Annotated in this window: 12 protein-coding genes and 1 tRNA gene; 6 read left to right on the top strand and 7 right to left on the bottom strand. The window is 71.5% G+C overall.

The features are described 5' to 3' along the window. Complete coding sequence (locus KCH87_RS14610) at positions 1-1,056, bottom strand: LLM class F420-dependent oxidoreductase (protein ID WP_210586493.1); 1,056 nt, start codon at positions 1,054-1,056, stop codon at positions 1-3. Between the two features lie 177 nt (positions 1,057-1,233). Between KCH87_RS14610 and KCH87_RS14605 the strand changes: the two genes are divergently transcribed. Then, positions 1,234-2,217, top strand: coding sequence for an aldo/keto reductase (locus KCH87_RS14605; protein WP_210586492.1), 984 nt, complete (start codon positions 1,234-1,236; stop codon positions 2,215-2,217). Beyond that, entirely contained in the window at positions 2,214-4,709 is a 2,496-nt protein-coding gene (locus KCH87_RS14600) for a helix-hairpin-helix domain-containing protein (RefSeq protein WP_308298831.1), read from the top strand. Before KCH87_RS14605 ends, KCH87_RS14600 begins: the two co-directional genes overlap by 4 nt. Positions 4,710-4,814: 105 nt before the next feature. Here KCH87_RS14600 and KCH87_RS14595 read toward each other — a convergent pair whose 3' ends face one another. Beyond that, the gene (locus KCH87_RS14595) at positions 4,815-5,561 is read right to left on the bottom strand and encodes a hypothetical protein (protein WP_210586491.1); all 747 of its coding nucleotides are present in this window, start codon (positions 5,559-5,561) and stop codon (positions 4,815-4,817) included. A 47-nt stretch (positions 5,562-5,608) separates the two neighbouring features. On the opposite strand from KCH87_RS14595, the gene KCH87_RS14590 reads away from it, so the two are divergent. Beyond that, positions 5,609-5,797, top strand: coding sequence for a DUF5703 family protein (locus KCH87_RS14590; RefSeq protein WP_005485166.1), 189 nt, complete (start codon positions 5,609-5,611; stop codon positions 5,795-5,797). A gap of 67 nt (positions 5,798-5,864) precedes the next feature. Here KCH87_RS14590 and KCH87_RS14585 read toward each other — a convergent pair whose 3' ends face one another. From KCH87_RS14585 to KCH87_RS14575, 3 genes are all read right to left on the bottom strand, one after another. Next, positions 5,865-6,641: a chaplin gene (locus tag KCH87_RS14585; protein WP_210586490.1), complete on the bottom strand. Its 777-nt coding sequence runs from the start codon at positions 6,639-6,641 to the stop codon at positions 5,865-5,867. Between the two features lie 114 nt (positions 6,642-6,755). Next, the gene (gene chpH / locus KCH87_RS14580; RefSeq protein WP_190073503.1) at positions 6,756-6,989 is read right to left on the bottom strand and encodes a chaplin ChpH; all 234 of its coding nucleotides are present in this window, start codon (positions 6,987-6,989) and stop codon (positions 6,756-6,758) included. 145 nt (positions 6,990-7,134) lie between these two features. Then, positions 7,135-8,460, bottom strand: coding sequence for a M20/M25/M40 family metallo-hydrolase (locus tag KCH87_RS14575; RefSeq protein ID WP_210586489.1), 1,326 nt, complete (start codon positions 8,458-8,460; stop codon positions 7,135-7,137). 186 nt (positions 8,461-8,646) lie between these two features. On the opposite strand from KCH87_RS14575, the gene KCH87_RS14570 reads away from it, so the two are divergent. The 3 genes from KCH87_RS14570 to KCH87_RS14560 all read left to right on the top strand — a co-directional run bounded on the left by KCH87_RS14570 (position 8,647) and on the right by KCH87_RS14560 (position 14,312). Beyond that, a tRNA-Leu gene (locus KCH87_RS14570) sits at positions 8,647-8,731 on the top strand. A 278-nt stretch (positions 8,732-9,009) separates the two neighbouring features. Further along, the gene (locus KCH87_RS14565) at positions 9,010-12,876 is read left to right on the top strand and encodes a Pls/PosA family non-ribosomal peptide synthetase (RefSeq protein WP_210586488.1); all 3,867 of its coding nucleotides are present in this window, start codon (positions 9,010-9,012) and stop codon (positions 12,874-12,876) included. A gap of 68 nt (positions 12,877-12,944) precedes the next feature. Beyond that, positions 12,945-14,312, top strand: a complete 1,368-nt coding sequence (locus tag KCH87_RS14560) for a M1 family metallopeptidase (RefSeq protein ID WP_210586487.1) — start codon at positions 12,945-12,947, stop codon at positions 14,310-14,312. Between the two features lie 95 nt (positions 14,313-14,407). Here the strand turns inward: KCH87_RS14560 and KCH87_RS14555 are convergent, their stop codons facing one another. Further along, on the bottom strand, positions 14,408-15,304 hold the full coding sequence (locus KCH87_RS14555; RefSeq protein ID WP_210586486.1) for a peptidoglycan-binding protein: 897 nt from the start codon (positions 15,302-15,304) through the stop codon (positions 14,408-14,410). After that, the gene (locus KCH87_RS14550) at positions 15,304-16,854 is read right to left on the bottom strand and encodes a DUF6519 domain-containing protein (RefSeq protein WP_210586485.1); all 1,551 of its coding nucleotides are present in this window, start codon (positions 16,852-16,854) and stop codon (positions 15,304-15,306) included. Before KCH87_RS14550 ends, KCH87_RS14555 begins: the two co-directional genes overlap by 1 nt. Positions 16,855-16,924: the final 70 nt, after the last annotated feature.

Here is a 16,924-nt window from a genome sequence, read left to right as displayed (position 1 = left end):
TTACGCCAGCCCGGCCCGCTCCAGCGCCTCGGTTCCGGCCCGCAGCGAGGCGAGGCGCTCGTCCAGCGTGAAGCCCGCCGGGTTGAGGGACAGGGTGGTGACCCCGGCGGCCGCGTAGGCCTTCATCCGGTCCGCGATGCGGTCCACGGAGCCGAGCAGCGTGGTCTGGTCGATCAGCTCGTGCGGAACGGCGGCCGCCGCGCCCTGCTTGTCGCCGGAGAGGTACTTCTCCTGGATCTCGGCGGCCGCCTGCTCGTACCCCATGCGCTGGGCGAGCTGGTTGTAGAAGTTCTGCTTGGCGCTGCCCATGCCGCCGACGTACAGCGCGGTGTACGGGCGGAAGGCGTCGGCCAGCGTGGTCACATCCTTGTCGGCACCGACCGCGAGCGGCAGCGTCGGGCAGACGTCGAACCCGTCGAGGGTCTTCCCGGCCTTCTCACGCCCGGCCCGCAGGTAGGTGATCGCGGTGTCCTCGAGGTGGTCGGCGGAGGGGAAGATGAGCAGGGCTCCGTCGGCGATCTCGCCGGTCTGCTCAAGGTTCTTGGGGCCGATCGCGGCGATGTACAGCGGGATGTGCTCGCGCTCCGGATGCACCGTCAGCTTGATCGGCTTGCCGGGGCCGCCGGGCAGCGGCAGCGTCCAGTGCTCGCCGTCGTACGACAGCCGCTCCCGCGTCATCGCCTTCCGTACGATCTCCACGTACTCGCGGGTCCGGGACAGCGGCTTGTCGAACTTGACGCCGTACCAGCCCTCGGAGACCTGCGGCCCGGAGACGCCGAGACCGAGCCGGAAGCGGCCGCCGGACAGCGAGTCGAGCGTGGCGGCGGTCATGGCGGTCATCGCCGGCTGCCGGGCCGGGATCTGGAAGATGGCGGAGCCGACGTCGATGCGCTCGGTCTGGGCGGCGACCCAGGTCAGCACGGTGGCCGCGTCCGAGCCGTACGCCTCGGCGGCCCAGCAGACGGCATACCCGAGCCGGTCGGCCTCCTTCGCGACGGCGAGATTGTCCGCGTCCATTCCGGCGCCCCAGTAGCCGAGGTTGATCCCGAGCTGCATGGCGGATTCCCCTTACCGATCAGTAACGTCCCTTGCCCCGAGACCTTAGCGCGCGCGGGCCCGCAGGTGCAGGTCGCGGTCGGTGTCGGCGCCTTCACGACAATTCCCGTGCCCCTGACGGAATCCGTTATCCACAGGCCCCCACGCGACAGGTTCTGGCCAGTAATCTCGGCGTTCATGGAGCAGAGGCATCTCGGCCGCACCGGCCTGCGTGTGTCCCGCATCGGACTCGGCACCCTCACCTGGGGCAGGGACACCGACGAGCATGACGCCGCGGACCTGATGAAAACGTTCTGGGAAGCGGGCGGGACCCTCATCGACACGGCGGACGTGTACGGCGACGGAGAGGCCGAGTATCTGCTCGGACAGCTCATCGAAGGCCTCGTGCCCCGCCGTGACCTGGTCATCTCGACCAAGGCCGGCAGCGTCCCCGACCCGGACCGCCGCTTCGACGGCTCCCGCGGCCATCTGCTCGCCGCCCTGGACGCCTCACTCGCCCGGCTCGGCACGGACTACGTCGACCTGTGGCACATCCACGCCTTCGACCCGGACACCCCGCTCGACGAGACCCTCCAGGCCCTCGACCTGGCCGTCAGCAGCGGCCGCGCCCGCTACGCCGGAGTCTCCAACTTCTGCGGCTGGCAGCTCGCGAAGGCGGCGACCTGGCAGCTCGCGGCATCAGGCATACGCACGCGGCTGGCGAGCACGCAGATGGAGTACTCGCTGCTCCAGCGCGGCGTCGAGCGCGAGGTGCTGCCCGCCGCGCTGGACCTCGGCATCGGCCTGCTGCCCTCCTCCCCGCTCGGCCGCGGTGTCCTGACCGGCAAGTACCGCAACGCGACGCCGGCCGACTCGCGGGGCGCCTCGGAGCATCTGGCGCCGTTCGTCGCGCCGTACCTCGACGACACGGCGACCCGCATCGTGGACGCCGTGACGACGGCGGCGGACGGGCTCGCGGTGACCCCGCTCCAGGTGGCCCTCGCCTGGGTCCGCGACCGGCCCGGGGTGAGCGCGCCCATCGTCGGCGCGCGCAACGCGCAGCAGCTCTCGGCGGCATTGTCAGTGGAGGCCCTTAGTCTTCCTGACGAGATCTGCCGGGCGCTCGACGACGTGTCAGCACCGGTGCACCGCTATCCCGATCACGACTGGAGCACGCTGTGAGCACGGAGCCCGAGCCCACCGAGGACGCTGAGAACGCCGCGCCGCGGACCCCGGGCGCCACGGCCGCACCGGAGGGCGACGCACCGGAGACGGGGGCGACGGAGGGCGGGCCGACCGGGGACGCCGGGGGCGAGTCGACCGGAGACACCGAAGGCCAGCCGACCCGGGACACCGCGGGCGAGTCGACCGAAGACACCGAGCGCCAGCCGACCGGAGACACCGAAGGCCAGCCGACCCGGGACACCGCGGGCGAGTCGACCGAAGACACCGAGCGCCAGCCGACCCGGGACACCGCGGGCGAGTCAGCCGAAGACGCCGAGCGCCAATCGGCCCGGGACACCGAGCGCCAGCCGACCGGAGATGCCGAGGGCCAGTCGGCCGAGGGCGGCGCCTCCGAGGTCGGGGCCGGGGCGGGCGCCGGTCAGGACGCGGGTGAGGCCGAGGGCCAGGGGGATGAAGCCGCGGCCGCCGCCAAGGTGTCCGAGGCCGAGGCCGAGCTCGCTGCCCAGCAGGTCGAGCGGGAGCGGATCGAGCGGCGGAAGGCCGAGAAGAAGGCGCCCATCACGGCCGGGGCGAAGCTCAGCGGCACGGCCGCCGACCTGCTCGCGGCGGTACGCGCCGTGGAGAGCGGCGAGAAGCCCGCGGCCACCGTCTTCAGCGAGCCGGAGCCGTCGCCACGCCGCCACGCCCCCGAGCCGGTACGCCGCCCGCAGACCGTGGCGGCCCAGAGCACCGGCACGTCCACGGCCCCCGCGCCGGAAAGCGTCGAGGCCGTGCGCGCTGTGCTGGCCGACGGCGGCGCCCCGGAGACGCTCGCCCCGCAGGTCGCCGCGGTCCTCGGCGAGAGCGCGGGTGACGTGCTGCGGGCGGACCCCTGGCAGTTGCTGCGGGTCACCGGGGTGCGGCCCGAGCAGGCCGACGGGTTCGCGCGGGCGCTGCTCGGCGCCGAGTCCGGCCCGGACGACGAGCGGCGCGGCCGTGCGGTCACCGGCTGGCTCCTGGAGCAGGCCGCCCTTGCGGGGCACACCGCCCTGGACATGCCGGCACTCACCGCCGCGCTGGCCAAGCAAGGAGTGCCGGACGCCGACGCTGCCGTACAGGACACGCTCGCGGAGGGCGAGGCCCTGGTCTTCCAGGACGCCCTGGAGGAGTCGGCGGCCCGGCGCCAGGACGACACGGAGGACGACGAGGCCGACGACGCCCGCCCGGTGCGTGTCCTCGTAGGCCTTGAGCGGTACGCCCTCGCGGAGGAGAGCCTCGCCGACGGACTGGCCCGGCTGATCAACTCGGTGCCCAAGCAGGACGGTTCGGCCGAGGAGTGGGAGCGGGCCGCGTCGGCGGCCGGCTCCGCGGGCGAGTTGATCCGCGCGGTCGCGGCCCACGGTCTCGTCCTGCACACGGGCGGAGAGGCGTCCCTGGCCGAACCGGCGGCGCTGCTGCGCACGGCTCACGATCTCGGCCTGCGCGCCTGGGCCGCCGCCCACACCCCGCTGGGCCGTACCCGCTTCGCGGCGCTGCTGAGCGAGCCGGGTGACTCCCGGGTCGCCACGGTGTCCGGCCTTCTCTCCGGTGCCGAAGGCCCGGGCCGGGACGCGGACGGTGCTCTCGACCTCGACCTTCTGGTGGTGCTGGACGCTCCGCAGCTGGATGTGGAGACGGGGGCGCTGCTCACCGAGTCGTTGCCGGACGGGGCGCGGCTGGTGCTGGCCGGGGATCCGGGGGTGCTGTGGTCGGCGGGTCCGGGGCGGGTGTTCGCGGATCTGCTGGCGGCGCGGGTCTGCCCGCAGATCGCCTCGCGGCGGCCGGACCCCGGTCCGCTGGGCGAGCTGATCTCCGGAATCGGCATCGGCGAGCTGAACCAGGTGGATACCCCCGGCAAGGAGCTCGTGATCGTGCCGGTGCGGGACGCGGGCGAGGCCGTGCACCGCACCGTGCAGCTCGTCGCGGACTCGGTGCCACGGGCGATCGGCGTACCGACCGAGCAGACCGTGGTCATCACGCCGGGCCACGGCGGGGCGGCCGGTACGCGCGCGCTGAACGCGGCGCTGAAGGAGCGGCTGAACCCCGGCCAGGGCCGGTTCGGCGGCTTCGACCCCGGCGACCGGATCGCCTACTCCCCCGCGCCCGGCCGTACGCTGCCGGGCCACGTGGTGAAGGCCGACACCGACGGACTGCATCTGTCGTGTGCCGGCGACTCCGTTGTCGTACCGAAGGAGCGGGTGGAGCAGTCCGTACGGCACGGGTGGGCGCTGACCGCACACCAGGCGGTGGGCGCCCGGTGGCCCGCGGTGGTCGTGGTGCTGCCCGGCGACGCCGCCCAGGCACTCAGCCGCCCCTGGATCTACACGGCCTTCGGCCGCGCGGAGCGCCATCTGTCCGTGGTCCACGGCGTTGAGCAGGCACTGCCGCGCGCCGTGGCCGAGGTCCCGCCCAAGCCCAGGACGACCCGTCTGCCCGCCCTGCTGGCCCCGCAGATCCCGACGGCGGGCTGAGCCGGGCGGCCGGAGGGCGACGACAGAAGATGAAGACGGCGGTGGTCACGGAGGCGAGAACCTCCGTGACCACCGCCGTCGTCGTAGCAGCCGGTGTTCAGCCCGTCAGCGGTCCGCGTCCAACGGCTCCCGATCTTCTTCGTGCGCTTCCGCCTCGTCCTCTGCCTCGTCCTCTGCCTCGTCTTCGTCTTCTTCCCGGTCCAGCTCGTCCTCGAGGTCGTCGTCCACGTCGTCCTCGATCTCGTCGTCGAAGACGGCACTGACGTCGAACCGGCAGACGACCTGCTGCGCGTCGATCGCCTCGAACGGTGTCTCCAGCCACTCGCCGGGATCGGCCGGTTCGTCCGCCGCCGTCACCCAGAGCGTGGAGTCGCCCTCCTCCAGTCCGAACTCCTTGTGCCGGGAGGCGATCTCGTCCGGTTCGAACTCGCCGAACAGGAGGCCCAGCGCCCCGTGCACCGTGCCGGAGGCGCCCGCGCCCGAACCGTCCCTGCCCTCGTCGTCGACCGCCTCGACCCGCTGGGCCTGCGCCAGCAGCCGCTGCGGTTCCACCACGGCGTAGTCGCGGCGGATCAGTACGCTCAGTGCATTCGGCTCCTCAGGCCCTGTGTACGGCGGCAGCGCGTCTTCGGTACCGGGGATCTCGAAGGGTGTGACCTCGTCGTAGCGGTCGTAGAGCAGCTCGTCGTACGCCTCAGCGGCCGCGGCGAGCTGGTTGAACGCCTCGTAGACGGCCGGGTCGTCATCCCCCGACCGGCGTTCGACCGCGGCCAGGTGGCGGTCGAGCGCGGTCTTGACCGCCTCGGCGGCGGCGCGTACCTCGGCAGCGGTGGGCTGCGCAGCATCAGACATAGAGCAGACGCTATCCGTACAGGGGCTCTGCCCGCACAATAGATGCGATGCCGGAATACGAATTTGTCGACGTGTACGTACCGCGCGGAGTCTCCCGCAAGGACGCCACACGCCTGCTGACGGACCATGCCGAGTACGGACACTGGGAATTGGACCGCTTGAGCCTGCTGCGGGACGGGAGCCGCAGGGTGCGGCTGCGCCGACGGATCATCCGCCAGGTGCGCGCCACGTGGTGAGCTGAGGCAGGAGAGCAACGGAGTGGGCCCCGCCTAGGCGGGGCCCACTCCGTTGTGCACGGTGTCGCTACGCCGAAGCGCGCGCCCTGCGGTAGAGCACCGTGCCCGCCAGCAGTGCTCCCGCGCCGACCGGGAGGACGACGCCCAGCGGGAGGTCACCGCCGGTGTGGGCGAGCTGGGCGCTGCCCTGCGGCTGGGTGATCGACTGGGCGCCGGGCCGGTTGCCCCGCGAGGAGCCGTTGTCGTCCGTCGTCTCGTCGTCCACGGTGGGCGGCGTACCGGGCTCCACGGGGTTGCCGGGCTGCTCGGGGTTACCGGGTTGCTGGGGGTTGCCCGGCTGGTCCGGGTTTCCGGGCGGCGGCGTCTCGTGGTCGCCTCCGCCCGGGGGCGTGCTCGGCTGCCCGCCGCCGGAACCGCCGCCGTTCGCGCAGTCGTTGCCCTTGGTGGCGTTGCCGATGCCGATGATGTCGACGCTGTTGCCGCAGACGTTCACCGGGATGTGGACCGGTGCCTCGACGTGGTTGCCCGAGCCGACGCCCGGGGAGTCCTTGGCGTGACCGTCGGCCCGGGAGCCGCCGGAGCCGCCGTGACCGCTGTTCCCACCAGGGTTGGCGCACTTGTTGCCCACCGCCGGGTTGAGGATCCCGACGACGTTGACCGTGTTGCCGCAGACGTTGACCGGCACGTCCACCGGCGCCTGCACCGTGTTGCCCGAGAGCACGCCGGGCGAGTGCGAACTCGAGCCGTCCGCGCCCGAGTCGGCGTGGGCGTGGCCGCCGGCGGCGGCGATCACGCCGGTCGCGGCCGCCACGGTCATCAGGCCTTTGCGGGTGACCTGTCTCATTGCTGCTTACCTGCCTTGTCCCTGCGTTACCGACGCGAAAAGACCGGTCGGTCCCGGAGCGCACGACTGCGCTCCGGGACCGACGGCGTGGACGAGAACCTCAGAAAGGCAGCGTCACTTGTTGATGCAGGTGTTGCCGAAGGCGGGGTTCAGCAGCCCGATCACGGAGACCGTGTTGCCGCAGACGTTCACCGGGACGTGAACCGGAGCCTGAACGACGTTGCCCGAAAGGATGCCGGGAGAGTGCACGGCGGCACCCTGAGCGCCCGAGTCGGCAACGGCAAGGCCCGCACCCGCGAGAACCAGACCACCGGTGGCGGCAGCAGCGGCGACGACCTTCTTGATCATTATTCCTCCTTGTTGGCAATGCGATCCAAAGTCGCGGATCACATCAGCAGTAACGAGGAGGAACTAATAGGGCTACGAGCTTATGGTCGCATTCACCCTTCCTGGGTGATCTCCGTACGGGCGGGCGAATACCGACGTCAACGTGTCATGACGCGTCGATGAACCGGTCCAGGACCCGCACACCGAACTTCAGCCCCGCCACCGGCACCCGCTCGTCGACGCCGTGGAACATGCCCGCGAAGTCCAGCTCCGGCGGCAGCTGAAGCGGCGCGAAGCCGAAGCAGCGGATGCCGAGGTCGTCGAAGGACTTGGCGTCGGTGCCGCCGGAGAGCATGTAGGGGACGGCCCGGGCGATCGGGTCCTCGGCGCTCAGGGCGCTCTGCATGGCGTCGACGAGCTTGCCGTCGAAGTCGGTCTCCAGGGCCTTGTCGCCGTGCACGTCCTCCCGCCGCACCCGCGGGCCGAGGATCCGGTCGAGGTCGGCGAGGAACTCCTCCTCGTACCCGGGCAGGAAGCGCCCGTCGACGTGCGCGGTCGCCTGGCCGGGGATGACGTTGACCTTGTAGCCGGCGCCGAGCATGGTGGGCGCCGCCGAGTTCCTGAGCGTCGCGCCGACCATCTTGGCGATGCCGCCGAGCTTGGCCAGGGTCTCGTCCATGTCCTCGGGGTCGAGTTCGGTGCCGAGCGCGTCGGAGAGCTCGTCGAGGAAGGACCGTACGGTCTTGGTGACCCGGACCGGCCAGGTGTGCCGCCCGAGCCGCCCGACCGCCTCGCACAGCTCGGTGATGGCGTTGTCGTTGTTGGTCATCGACCCGTGACCGGCCGTGCCGTCCACGGTGAGCCGCATCCAGTGCATGCCCTTCTGAGCGGTCTCCACGAGATACAGCCGCAGCTTCTCGTTGACGGTGAAGGAGAACCCGCCGACCTCGCCGATCGCCTCGGTGACGCCCTCGAAAAGGTCCGGGTGCTTCTTGACCAGGTGCTTGGCGCCGTACGTCCCGCCCGCCTCCTCGTCCGCGAGGAAGGCGAGGACGATGTCCCGCGGGGGCTTGCGTCCGGTGCGCAGCCGCTCGCGGACGACCGCGAGGGTCATCGCGTCCATGTCCTTCATGTCGACGGCCCCGCGGCCCCACACACACCCGTCGGCGATCTCGCCGGAGAAGGGGTCGTGGGTCCAGTCGTCGGCGTTGGCCGGGACGACGTCGGTGTGCCCGTGGATCAGCAGCGCCGGCCGGGACCGGTCCTCGCCCTCGATCCGGGCCACCGTGGAGGCGCGTCCCGGGTGGGACTCGAAGATCTGCGGTTCGAGGCCCACCTCGGCGAGCTTCTCGGCGACGTACTCGGCCGCCTTGCGCTCGCCCGGACCCGAGTGGTCGCCGTAGTTGCTGGTGTCGATCCGGATGAGCTCGCGGCAGAGGTCCACGACCTCGTCCTCGCCGGTGACGCTGTTGGCCGTGTCCGTCCCGCTCACGCTGCTTCCTCCCACTGTCACTGCTGGTGGTCCCCCTCATCCTCCCTCTCCCCGCGGCCCGCCCCAAGACCGGTGCCGGTCCGTCACACCCCGTTTACGCGGCGACAGGGGGTGATCGGACACCCTCCGAAGCCTGGTAATGTTTCCTTCGTCGCCGCGGGGGAAACCCCGCACGGCACACACCCTGTCCGGGTGGCGGAATGGCAGACGCGCTAGCTTGAGGTGCTAGTGCCCTTTATCGGGCGTGGGGGTTCAAGTCCCCCCTCGGACACGCAAAGGAAAATCGAGGGCCGTGACCATGAGGTCGCGGCCCTCGGTCGTTGGTGTGGGGCATATCTCGTCCACGACGAAGATCAGCAGGTCAGCCTGGTCCGCAGGTACTGGTCAAACCCCCGAAGGGCCGCCTCGAGTGGCGAGACGGATGGGGTCGTACCTAGCGTCGTACTAAGATTTCCGGCTTGTTACGGATGCTGGAGCCGGACAACCCCAGGCAGACCTGCGGACCCGCCAGCGCCCCGGAGGCTTCCGGGATCGAGACGCGAGGACCCGATGGCAGCCATACACGAGAGCAGCGCTCTCGGTCTGCTCGATGAAGAGATCCGCGAACGATTCGGCGATACGGCACGCTTCTCCGGAGGCGCCGCCGCCTCCCCCCGCACCCTCGTCGACGTCTTCGAGGCGTCCGTACGGTCGTACCCGGACGAGCTCGCCCTGGACAACGGCACCACGCGCCTCACCTACCGTGCGCTGGCCGTCGAGGTCGAGGCGCTGCGGCGCCGGCTGGCCGACGCCGGGGTCGGACTCGGCGACCGGGTGGGCGTGCGGGTGCCGTCCGGGACCAATGATCTGTACGTCGCGATCCTCGCCGTACTGGCCGCGGGCGCCGCATACGTTCCGGTGGACGCCGAGGACCCGGACGAGCGGGCCGAGCTGGTGTTCGGGGAGGCGGAGGTCCGGGCCGTCATCGGTGCCGAGCAGGTGATCACCGCCCACAGCAGGGCGGACGTCCCCGCCGGCCGGCCCGGTGTCGAGCACGACGCGTGGATCATCTTCACCTCCGGGTCGACCGGGAAGCCCAAGGGCGTCGCCGTCTCCCACCGCAGCGCCGCCGCGTTCGTGGACGCGGAGGCGGCTCTCTTCCTCACCGAGGACCCGATCGGGCCCGCCGACCGCGTGATGGCGGGGCTGTCCGTGGCGTTCGACGCGTCCTGCGAGGAGATGTGGCTCGCCTGGCGCTACGGCGCCTGTCTGGTCCCGGTCCCCCGCTCGCAGGTCCGCAGCGGTGCCGATCTCGGGCCCTGGCTGGTGGAGCAGGACATCACCGTCGTGTCGACGGTTCCCACGCTGGCCGCGCTGTGGGAGCCCGAGGCCCTCAACGACGTACGGCTGCTGATCTTCGGTGGCGAGGCCTGTCCGCCTGAGCTGGTGCAGCGGCTGGTGACCGAGGGGCGCGAGGTCTGGAACACGTACGGGCCCACCGAGGCGACCGTCGTGGCCTGTGCGTCGCTGATGGGCGGCGAGGAGCCGATCCGGATCGGGCTGCCGCTGTGCGGCTGGGAGCTGGCCGTCGTCGACGAGGCCGGGGAACCGGTGCCGATGGGCGCCGGCGGTCAGCTGGTGATCGGCGGGGTCGGGCTCGCCCGGTATCTCGACGCCGAGAAGGACGCGGAGAAGTACGCGCCGCTGGAGTCGCTGGGCTGGGAGCGGGCGTACCGCAGTGGTGACCTGGTCAAGGCGGAGCCCGAGGGGCTGATCTTCCTCGGGCGGGCCGACGAGCAGATCAAGCTCGGCGGGCGGCGGATCGAGCTGGGCGAGGTGGACGCGGCGCTCCAGGCGCTGCCCGGTGTCGCCGGTGCCGCGGCCGCCGTACGCACCGCCCGCAGCGGCAATCAGCTGCTCGTCGGGTATGTCGTCACGCAGGACGGCTGGGACCACGCGGCCGCCGTCGAGAAGCTGCGCGCCGAGCTGCCCGCCGCGCTCGTGCCGCTGCTCGCGGCCGTGGAGGAGCTGCCGACCCGTACCTCCGGCAAGGTCGACCGCAACGCGCTGCCCTGGCCCCTGGAGGATCTGGAGACCGGCAGCAAGGCCGAGCAGCTCTACGGCACCGAGGCCTGGCTCGCCGAGCAGTGGACCGAGATCCTCGGCATCCCGGTGAGCAGCGCCTCCGACGACTTCTTCGCGATCGGCGGCAGCAGCCTGGGCGCCGCCCAGCTGACGACGCGGCTGCGCACCCGCTACCCCAGCGCGGCCGTCCTCGACATCTACCAGCAGCCGACGCTGCGGAAGCTGGCCCGCCATCTGGAGGAGTCGGCGCAGGACGACAGCTCCCAGCGGACGATCGCTCCGGTGCCCAAGCGCGCCCAGGTGATCCAGGTGTTGGTCCTCCTCCCCCTGTTCACGCTGCTGGGGCTGCGGTGGCTGGTGCCCCTGGCCGCGCTCGGGAACGTCCTGACCGCGTACTCCTGGCTGCCGACCGCCCCTTGGTGGCTGGTCGTCTCCGGAGCGCTGCTGCTCTTCAGCCCGCCGGGACGGCTCGCGATCGCCGCGGGCGGGGCCCGGCTGCTGCTGCGGGGCGTGGAGGCCGGGCGGTATCCGCGCGGCGGGAGTGTCCATCTGCGGTTGTGGGCCGCCGAGCGGCTCGCGGAGTTCAGCGGCGCGACCTCGCTGACCGGGTCCTGGCTGGAGCGGTACGCCCGTGCGCTGGGCGGCAAGGTCGGACAGGACGTCGATCTGCACTCGCTGCCGCCGGTCACCGGCATGCTCAAGCTGGGCCGGGGCGCGGCCGTCGAGTCCGAGGTCGATCTGTCCGGGTACTGGCTGGACGGTGACCGGCTGGAGATCGGGACGGTCAAGGTGGGTGCGCACGCCGTCGTCGGCACGCGCAGCATGCTGTTCCCGGGTGCCCGCGTGGGCAAGCGGGCCGAGGTGGCGCCGGGCTCGGCGGTTTCGGGGCAGGTTCCCACCGGTCAGCGCTGGGCGGGCGCGCCCGCGGTCAAGCTCGGCAAGGCGAAGCGGAACTGGCCCAAGGAGCGGCCGCGTCGTGGCACGTTCTGGCGCGCGCTGTACGGCATGACGGGCGTCGCGCTGACGCTGCTGCCCGTCCTCTCGCTGGTCGCCGCCCTGCTGGTCGTGAACGAGTTCGTGGCGTCCGGCGCCGGGCTCGGCGAGGCCCTGCGGGGTGCCGCGCTCGCGCTGGTGCCGGCGACGCTCGCCTTCGGGCTGGCCTACGCCGTGCTGATACTGATCGCCGTACGGCTGCTGAGCCTGGGCCTGCGCGCGGGCACGTATCCGACGCACAGCAGGACCGGCTGGCAGGCCTGGACGGTCACGCAGCTGATGGACCGCTCCCGGGACACGCTGTTCCCGCTGTACGCCGGGCTGGTCACGCCGGTGTGGCTGCGGCTGCTCGGGATGCGGATCGGCAAGGGCGCCGAGGTGTCGACCGTCCTTGCGCTGCCGAGCCTCACCACGGTCGGCGAGGGCGCGTTCCTCGCCGACGACACGCTGACCGCGCCGTACGAACTCGGCGGTGGCTGGGTGAAGATCGGGCGCGCGGAGATCGGGCGGCGGGCCTTCCTCGGCAACTCGGGGATGACCGCGTCGGGACGGAGTGTGCCGGACGGCGGTCTGGTCGGTGTGCTGTCGGCGACGCCGAAGAAGGCCAAGAAGGGCACCTCGTATCTGGGGCTGCCGCCGGTCAAGCTGCCGCGCAGCGCGAACGACGGCGACCAGAGCCTGACGTACAACCCGCCGGCGCGGCTGCTGTGGGCGCGCGCTCTCGTGGAGCTGTGCCGGATCGTGCCGGTGTTCTGCTCGGCGGCGCTGGCCGTGCTGACGGTGGCGGCGCTGAGTGCGCTGGGCGGCTGGGCCTGGCTGCTGGGCGGTCTGGTACTGCTCGGGGCCGGCGGGCTCGCGGCCCTGCTTTCGATCGGCGCCAAGTGGGCACTCGTGGGGCGGCACCGCAGCGGGGAGCACCCGCTGTGGAGCGGGTTCGTGTGGCGCAACGAGCTGGCGGACACCTTCGTCGAGGTGGTCGCCGTGCCGTGGCTGGCCGGGTCGGTGCCGGGTACGCCGGTGATGACGGCGTGGCTGCGCGGCCTCGGCGCGCGCATCGGCAAGGGCGTGTGGGTCGAGAGCTACTGGCTGCCGGAGACGGATCTGGTGACGTTGGAGGACGCGGCCACCGTGAATCGGGGCTGTGTGCTCCAGACGCACCTCTTCCACGACCGGATCTTGCGGACGGATACTGTTGTCCTCCGTGAGGGCGCGACGCTGGGTCCTGGCGGAATCGTTCTGCCCGGCAGCGCGGTGGGTGCCCGGACCACGCTGGGTCCCGCGTCACTCGTCATGGCTGCGGAATCCGTTCCCGACGACACACGCTGGCTGGGCAACCCGATCGAGTCATGGCGCCGCTGAGCACGGCTCCTACGACGTCGGGGAGCGAGGGACGTCGTACGAGCACAGCGCAGGGAGCAGACGCGGCAGTGGCGGTTCAGCAGGCAGTGGGTCCGGACCCGTACTTCCCCGACAACGGAGATTCCCGTTACCGGGTGCACCGCTATGAGCTCGCGCTGGACTACCGCCCGGGTCCGAACCGGCTGGCGGGGACGGCCCGGATCAACGCCATAGCGGGCCGCTCGCCGGTGGGCGAGTTCCAGCTCAACCTGGCCGACTTCAAGGTCGGCCGGGTCCGGGTGGACGGGCGGCAGCCGCATTACACGCATCGTGGCGGCAAGCTGCGTATCCGTCCCGCGAAGCCGGTCCGCCCCGGGGCCGCCTTCACCGTCGAGGTGCACTGGTCGGGCAACCCCAAGCCGGTCAACAGCCCGTGGGGCGGGCTCGGCTGGGAGGAGCTGGAGGACGGGGCGCTGGTGGCGAGCCAGCCGGTCGGGGCGCCGTCCTGGTACCCGTGCAACGACCGGCCCGCGGACAAGGCGTCGTACCAGATTTCCATCACGACACCGTCGGCGTACTCCGTTGTCGCGGGCGGGCGGCTGCTGACCCGGACGACCAAGGCGTCGACGACCACCTGGGTGTACGAGCAGGCCGCGCCGACGTCGAGTTATCTGGTCGGGCTGTCGATCGGCAAGTACGAGACGGTGCTGCTCGGCGACCCGGGTCTTGGCGGTGTGCCGCAGCACGGGCACATTCCGGCGCATCTGCTGTCCCGGTTCTCCCGGGACTTCGCACGGCAGCCCGCGATGATGGAGCTGTTCCAGGAGCTGTTCGGGCCGTATCCGTTCGACGAGTACGCGGTCGTGGTGACGGAGGAAGAGCTCGATGTCCCCGTCGAGGCGCAGGGGCTGTCGCTGTTCGGCGCCAACCATGTGGACGGGGCGCGGGGTTGGGAGCGGCTCGTCGCGCATGAGCTGGCGCATCAGTGGTTCGGCAACAGTGTGTCCATCGCGGACTGGCGGCACATATGGCTGAACGAGGGGTTCGCGAAGTACGCGGAGTGGTTGTGGTCGGAGCGGTCGGGTGGGCGGACGGCTCAGCAACTTGCTGCCGCGGCTCACCGGTTGCTCGCCGGACAGCCGCAGGATCTGAAGCTTGCCGATCCGGGGCGCAAGTTGATGTTCGACGATCGGCTGTATCAGCGTGGTGGGCTCACCGTGCATGCGTTGCGCTGCGCGATGGGTGACGCGGACTTCTTCCGGATGCTGCGCGGGTGGGCGGGGCTGCACCGTAATGGTGCGGTCAGCACTGCTGTGTTCACCGCGCATGCGGCGCGGTTCACGGAGCAGCCGTTGGAGGATCTGTTCACGGCGTGGCTGCGCAAGGGGGCGTTGCCGCCGTTGCCCGAGCAGGATGTTCGGGTGCCGGTGCGGCCTTCTTTTCCGCCGAGTGCCTAAGAGCTCGGGTGGGGCGGTTGTGTTGCGACTGCGGGTGCGTTGTGGCTTGTCGCGCAGTTCCCCGCGCCCCTGGAAGGGGCGCGGGGCGCCCCTTATCAGTTGTTCGGCACCCTTAGTTTGTCCCAACTGACCTTTCCCGGGATTCCGTCCGCGTCCTTGCCCTTGAAGCGGAGTTTTTGCTGCCAGGCCTGGTAGGAGCGGCGGTCGGCCTCGGTCCATTCGGGGCTTGGGCCCTCTTCGTAGCGGCCGCAGTCTTCGGCGACCAGGCGGTGGCCCATCGCGGTGATGATCGGGGACTTCTGGCCGACGTGGAAGAAGCCGCTGCCGGGGAACGGTTCGTAGGTCGGCTTGGGCGGGGCCGGCTTCGGGTCGGGTTCCTTGCCGCCGGTGTCGCCGCCCTTGCCGGCCAGCCGTTGGGCGATCCGCTTGCGCATGCCGTCCATGGTGAAGCCGCGTGGGTCGACCTTGCCCGGCTGCCACTCCTTGTGGCCGATCACGGAGCGCTCGGTCCAGCCGTGGTGGCGGCAGATCGCGGCGGAGACCTTCTCGATGGCCTCCTTCTGCACCTCGGGCCAGGGGTCCTTGCCGTTGCCGAGGTTGATGCACTCGAAGCCGTAGAAGTGCCGGTTGCCGTCGGTGTCGGCCTCGTTGTCGGTCGGCAGCTTCGTTTCGTTGATCACGGCGCGCAGGACGTCGTTGTCGCCGAGGCCCGCGTGGTTGGCGCGGCCGTTGCCGACGAGGTGGATGTGGCCCTTCTTGTCGATGACGCCGTGGCAGAGCGGGCCGGGCAGATTGGAGTGGCCGTCGTAGCAGAGGTCGACGGACGCGTTGGTGCCGGAGGTGACGGTGTGGTGGATCATCACGCCGTTGACCGGGCCCCAGGGGCCCTTCGAATTGCGGTTGTGGGAGCGCCAGTTGCGGACCTCGTGGACCGTGAGGCCTTCCTTGCGCAGGATCTCCACCAGCTTGGACGCGCTCAGGGGCTTGGCCATTACTCGTCTCCGTCCACTGCGCGCTCGGCCTCGGCCGTTGTCTGCGACCGGCCGCCGGAGGGGTCGGCCTCCGCCACCTGCTCCTCCCGGCGTGCCTGGGACTCCGCAGCGAGCGTCGCCTCGTCCGCCGCCGGAATGCTGCTGGCGAGCGGGGTGAACGCGAGCCGCAGGTCGACGGTGCCGCCCTCGCCCTTGACCAGGGCGAGCGGGGCGAAGGAGCGGACGATGCCGGCGGGGGCCCGGAGGAGGGGGCGGCGGGCCTGGTCGGCCGGCCATTCGACGCTGCCGGTGGCGGTGCGGGCGGGGACGATCCAGTGGTCGCCGGTGCGGTAGGCGGCGCCCTTGGCGAAGTAGACCTCGACGCCGTCCTCCAGGGGCAGCCACTCCCCCTCCTCGATACGGACCGCGCCGCCCCGGAGTGGTGCCGTGCGGCCCTTGCGCTTCGGGCCCTCGTGATGGTCCCAGCGGCGCAGGAACGGGTTGAGGTGGGGCAGCCGCCCGACCTCGTCCGCCGGCTCGGCGGACAGGCGCACCCGGCGGCCCGGCAGGTCCAGCTCCTCGACCCGCAGCAGCGGGAGGGGTTCGAGGCGGGAGGCGTACGCGGTGTCGGTGAGCTCGACAAAGTCACCGACGTCGAGGTCCAGCTTCTCGTCATGACCGAGGGTAGCCAACTGCACCCAGGTGCCGTCGAGTTCGTCGACCGGGAAGACGACGGAGCCGTTCTCGCGGGACCACTTGAAGGTGGCGTCCTTGGCCTCGCCGCCCTCGTGGATCTCCACCCGGTACAGCTGGTTCTCCGGGCCCCGGTAGCGGGCGTCGGGCTTGACCAGGCACGGGTCCTCGTCGGCGTGGTCGGGCCGCTCGCTGCGGGCGGCGAGCCGGGCGGTGGGCGTGGACTGCTGCTGCGCCCAGCGGGTGAAGGCGGCGCGGACGTCCTCCTTCGGCGGGTTCGCGTCCTCGATCTCCAGCGCGGCGAGCGAGAGCGGCAGCACCTGCCAGACGACCTTCACGCGGGCCGCGGTGTCGGGCAGCGCCGTGCCGAGCGCGACCTCGCGCAGTGCCGGATCCTCGGCTGCGCTGACCGAGCGCTCCCACACCTTCAGATACACCAGGAACGGCGACTGGGCGGGCGAGGGCAGCCGGTCGCCGGGCTTCTCCGGGTCGCGGAAACCGTCGGGCTGGTCCCAGTACGTCCAGTACTCGAGCGGCTGCGCGGTTTCCTGGTCCTCCGCGTCCTCGTCGGGCACGGGCGTGCCGGACACCGGGCGGTTCGCGTCGAGCAGGATGCCGTCGACGTAGTAGCGGCCACCGTGGATGAACAGGGTGTCGATGTCGTGCTTGCCGCCCACGTACTCGATGCGGAAGCCCGCGGCGTCGCGCGGCCCGCCGTGCTGTCCGATGAGGTCGGCGGCGAGGGTGCGGGCCTGGTGGAGCTGGATCGCGGTCTGCTCGTTGGCGTCGGCGTCGAGCTGGACACGGCCCTGCTGGGCGATGACCGCGGAGTAGTGCCGCTCCGGGCGGAACGTGGAGCGGGAGAGGTCAGCGTGCATGAAGGGGGTCCCCCTGGTTCAGGAAAGTGCGGGTAGGGCTTACGGCGGCACTGCTCACGTCACGAAGAAG

This window comes from Streptomyces sp. GESEQ-35, assembly GCF_017948485.1.
Classification (GTDB): Bacteria; Actinomycetota; Actinomycetes; order Streptomycetales; family Streptomycetaceae; genus Streptomyces.
The sequence above is the reverse complement of the archived record's forward strand: the minus strand, read 5'-3'. Positions and strand labels throughout refer to the sequence as shown.